The organism is Corynebacterium lubricantis DSM 45231 (assembly GCF_000379425.1).
GTDB lineage: Bacteria > Actinomycetota > Actinomycetes > Mycobacteriales > Mycobacteriaceae > Corynebacterium > Corynebacterium lubricantis.
In genome coordinates this window covers 1-2,990 of record NZ_KB902224.1, presented here as the reverse complement: position 1 = coordinate 2,990, position 2,990 = coordinate 1, and the positions used below count along the sequence as shown (strand labels likewise).

The 2,990-nt window shown below is 56.8% G+C and carries 6 protein-coding genes; 4 read left to right on the top strand and 2 right to left on the bottom strand.

The features are described 5' to 3' along the window. Positions 1-99 precede the first annotated feature (99 nt). On the bottom strand, positions 100-372 hold the full coding sequence (locus A37O_RS0110470; RefSeq protein WP_026196306.1) for a type II toxin-antitoxin system Phd/YefM family antitoxin: 273 nt from the start codon (positions 370-372) through the stop codon (positions 100-102). 76 nt (positions 373-448) lie between these two features. On the opposite strand from A37O_RS0110470, the gene A37O_RS0110465 reads away from it, so the two are divergent. The 4 genes from A37O_RS0110465 to A37O_RS0110450 all read left to right on the top strand — a co-directional run bounded on the left by A37O_RS0110465 (position 449) and on the right by A37O_RS0110450 (position 2,388). Further along, on the top strand, positions 449-718 hold the full coding sequence (locus tag A37O_RS0110465) for a type II toxin-antitoxin system RelE family toxin (RefSeq protein WP_018297453.1): 270 nt from the start codon (positions 449-451) through the stop codon (positions 716-718). A gap of 114 nt (positions 719-832) precedes the next feature. Beyond that, positions 833-1,009, top strand: coding sequence for a DUF2188 domain-containing protein (locus A37O_RS16275; RefSeq protein ID WP_018297452.1), 177 nt, complete (start codon positions 833-835; stop codon positions 1,007-1,009). 75 nt (positions 1,010-1,084) lie between these two features. Further along, entirely contained in the window at positions 1,085-1,978 is an 894-nt protein-coding gene (locus A37O_RS0110455) for a TIR domain-containing protein (protein ID WP_018297451.1), read from the top strand. Next, positions 1,975-2,388, top strand: coding sequence for a hypothetical protein (locus A37O_RS0110450; RefSeq protein ID WP_018297450.1), 414 nt, complete (start codon positions 1,975-1,977; stop codon positions 2,386-2,388). The genes A37O_RS0110455 and A37O_RS0110450 overlap by 4 nt, the downstream gene beginning before the upstream one ends. 132 nt (positions 2,389-2,520) lie before the next feature. Here the strand turns inward: A37O_RS0110450 and A37O_RS15350 are convergent. After that, positions 2,521-2,990: recombinase family protein (locus A37O_RS15350; RefSeq protein WP_018297449.1), on the bottom strand; the 470-nt coding region annotated here is incomplete at its 5' end.

Here is a 2,990-nt window from a genome sequence, read left to right as displayed (position 1 = left end):
TATAGACCTTCGACAAGTCGTATTATCCCAGTTCAGAAGGGTATTTCTCTTTTTCCCACGCCGCTACCCCAAAATCACATCGGTGGATCCAGGCTTACCTTAAGAGGCTTTTCCGTCGAGGAAATCATCCAGGGACATGCGGGTCCCATCGTCGTCCCGTCGGGCCTGGCGCAGTGCTTCCAGATCGGCACGACGCTCCAGCTCATCGAGCAGTTCCAGGTCTTCGACGGACACAATGGCGGCCACAGTCTTGCCGTGTCGGGTCACGGCGGTGCGCTCACCGGCAAACGTCGCCCGGTTGACGAACTCGCCCAAATCCTTACGTAGCTCTCCTAAGGAGACGGCGGACAGCTTCTTCATCGTGTCGGACATGCCCCCCATAATGCCCGACACAACAACAAAATGCAACATTTGTAACAAATGTACATATGGTACTGTTTAGGGCATTATGGGCACGGCATACGAGGTAAAACTGACCAGACGGGCGGCTCGTGATCTTGGGAAAATCCAGCGCGGCAACCCGAAGTTGTTTCGCCAGATCATTGACGCCATCCAGGCCTTGGGCACTGACCCGTACCCTGCCGGGTGCGTGGACTTGGGAGGTCGTGAGGGGTACCGGGTGAGGGTGCGTGATCACCGGATTCTCTACTCCGTGGTGGAATCCCACCTGGTGGTGGAGGTGGTGCGTGTGGGCCCGCGCGGCGATGTCTACAAGTAAAGACACAAGGCTACGGGCCCACATCTTGGGCATGGCCTAGAACATCCGTTCACGTGTCGATATGGTGAGGGTGACCAGTTCGTTTTCGTGCAAGCGAGACTACGAGGAGCGGGTATGCCGGGGAAGAATGTCCACCAGTCGTGGGATGAGCAACGCCAGCAGTGGAAGGTAGCTCGGGAGGGAGCTTCTCAAGCATCGGGGTACCGCGACACTGAGGCCGAGGCCAGGACATGGAGCCAGGAGCTTGCCCCGAGAAGTGGCAGCGAGTGGATCAAACAGGGTCGAGCGTAATGGTCACGCTACCGATTATTTTCCCCGTTAAATGAAGAAGAATATAGTGTCTTTCTCTTCTTGTATGATCATATTATGTCCCTCCCATCTCCGGACCCGCGCAAAGTTTTCGTCATTCACGGTCGCAACGGTGTAGCCCGCGACCAGATTTTTACCTTCTTGCGAGCATTAGGGCTGGCCCCAATGGAATGGGAGCAGGCAGTGCATGAAACGGGACAGGGAACCCCCTATATCGGAGATGTGCTCGATACCGCCTTCAAGGTAGCTCAGGCAATTATCGTCCTAGAAACCCCGGACGATATTGCCTACCTCCGTGCCGACCTCACTGACGCCCAAGATCCAGAAACCCTTCCCCAGGGCCAGCCCCGGCCTAATGTTCTCTTCGAAGCAGGCATGGCAATGGGCCGCCATCCCGATCGGACGGTCATCATTGAATTCGGAAAAATAAAGCAGTTCAGTGACATCCATGGCCGCCACACCGTGCGGCTCGACAACACCAGTCAGAAGAGGACCACTCTCAAGAACAGGCTCAGAACAGCTGGGTGTCAGATCGACGAAGTCGGCGTTGACTGGCTAACTGCAGGAGATCTCACTCCTCCAGCCGCAGCCGGTGAAGGTGCCCCTCTGGGAAAAAAACTTCCTCAGCCGAATAACCCGACACGGCCGAGGCTTACAGCGAACCATTTTCGTCGGGGACAAAATAAACTCGATTACCTCGAGATTACGAACCACGGTCCCGGCGATGTCTTCGACCTCACTGTCGAAGAGATCAACCCCACAGGTCGCGGTTTAGTGAGGAATGAAGGAGTGCTTCCGGTCCCCAAACTCCCAGCAGGAAAATCGTTTCAACTCGACTACCTGGGAAATATTGCGATGGGAGACAACAAGCGGTACTTCAACTTGCTCCTGAAAGCCCGAACGGCGGATAACGAAGCGATGGAAATCGAAGAGTTTGTGAGCATGTCATGAACATCCCTATTCCAACTGACGACCACAACTTTCTGCGGCGTGAGTGCCCCACATGCGAGCAGCAGTTCAAGTGGCATCTCGGCCCCATCGATGAAGACGCCGCTACGCAACCCACCCCTACGACTTATTACTGCCCGCTATGCGGGGTACCGGCAAGTACTGACCAATGGTGGACCAAAGAGCAGCTGGAATACGCTCGGGACCGCGCGATGCCGGAGATCCTCGCCCAGCTGGCCAACGAGACCGGGCTACACGTCGAATCCACCACTGATGTGCCAGGAGAAATGGTCGAGGTCAGCGATATGATGATCGTACAATCGCCCTGTCATGCATTTGAGCCCATTAAGGTCCCCGACCGCCATCAGGGCCCCCTTCACTGCCTCGTGTGTGGGTCTGAGTTCATCGTCTGATCATATGAAAACTTCTAGCTGAACCAACGGCCTTGAGGGCACGAAGAAGGAAGTATCTTCTTCCCTATACCTCATATATATAGGGCCGTTTCGAAACCGCGCCCGAAACCTCGACCTGTCCAGCCCCGAGAGTCAGCTGCCAGCAAGCAATTTTCGCCCATCCTCCCGCAACTCCCCCGTCGGGGAGACATGCCGGTAAAGCGTCTGTCGGGTGACCCCCAACTCCTGACACAAGGCCGCGACACTCGTTTCGGGTTGGCCCATCGACGCCATGGCCAGGCGGACCTTGGCCGGGGTCATCTTGAACGGCCGGCCCCCCTTGCGTCCACGGGCCCGGGCGGATTCCAGGCCGGCCTTCGTCCGCTCAGAGATCAACTCACGCTCGAACTCTGCCAGTGCGGCGAAGATCCCGAAGACCAGCTTGCCCTGGGCTGAGGTCGTATCGATCGCCGCACCCTGACCGGTAAGCACCTTCAGACCCACCTCGCGGGCGGTGAGATCATGGACGGTGCTGTTGCAAAGTTGGGGCAGTAGGAAGAGCGACGTGAAATAATCACAGCCATGGGTATCTTCTCGGGTCGTCATTTCCCCCGTGACATCAT

What these genes read in the sequence shown, in the direction of transcription:
- A37O_RS16275 (WP_018297452.1), top strand. Translation starts at nt 833, where the DNA reads ATGCCGGGGAAGAATGTCCACCAGTCGTGGGATGAGCAACGCCAGCAG.
- A37O_RS0110450 (WP_018297450.1), top strand. Translation starts at nt 1,975, where the DNA reads ATGAACATCCCTATTCCAACTGACGACCACAACTTTCTGCGGCGTGAG.
- A37O_RS0110465 (WP_018297453.1), top strand. Translation starts at nt 449, where the DNA reads ATGGGCACGGCATACGAGGTAAAACTGACCAGACGGGCGGCTCGTGAT.
- A37O_RS0110470 (WP_026196306.1), bottom strand. Translation starts at nt 372, where the DNA reads ATGTCCGACACGATGAAGAAGCTGTCCGCCGTCTCCTTAGGAGAGCTA.
- A37O_RS0110455 (WP_018297451.1), top strand. Translation starts at nt 1,085, where the DNA reads ATGTCCCTCCCATCTCCGGACCCGCGCAAAGTTTTCGTCATTCACGGT.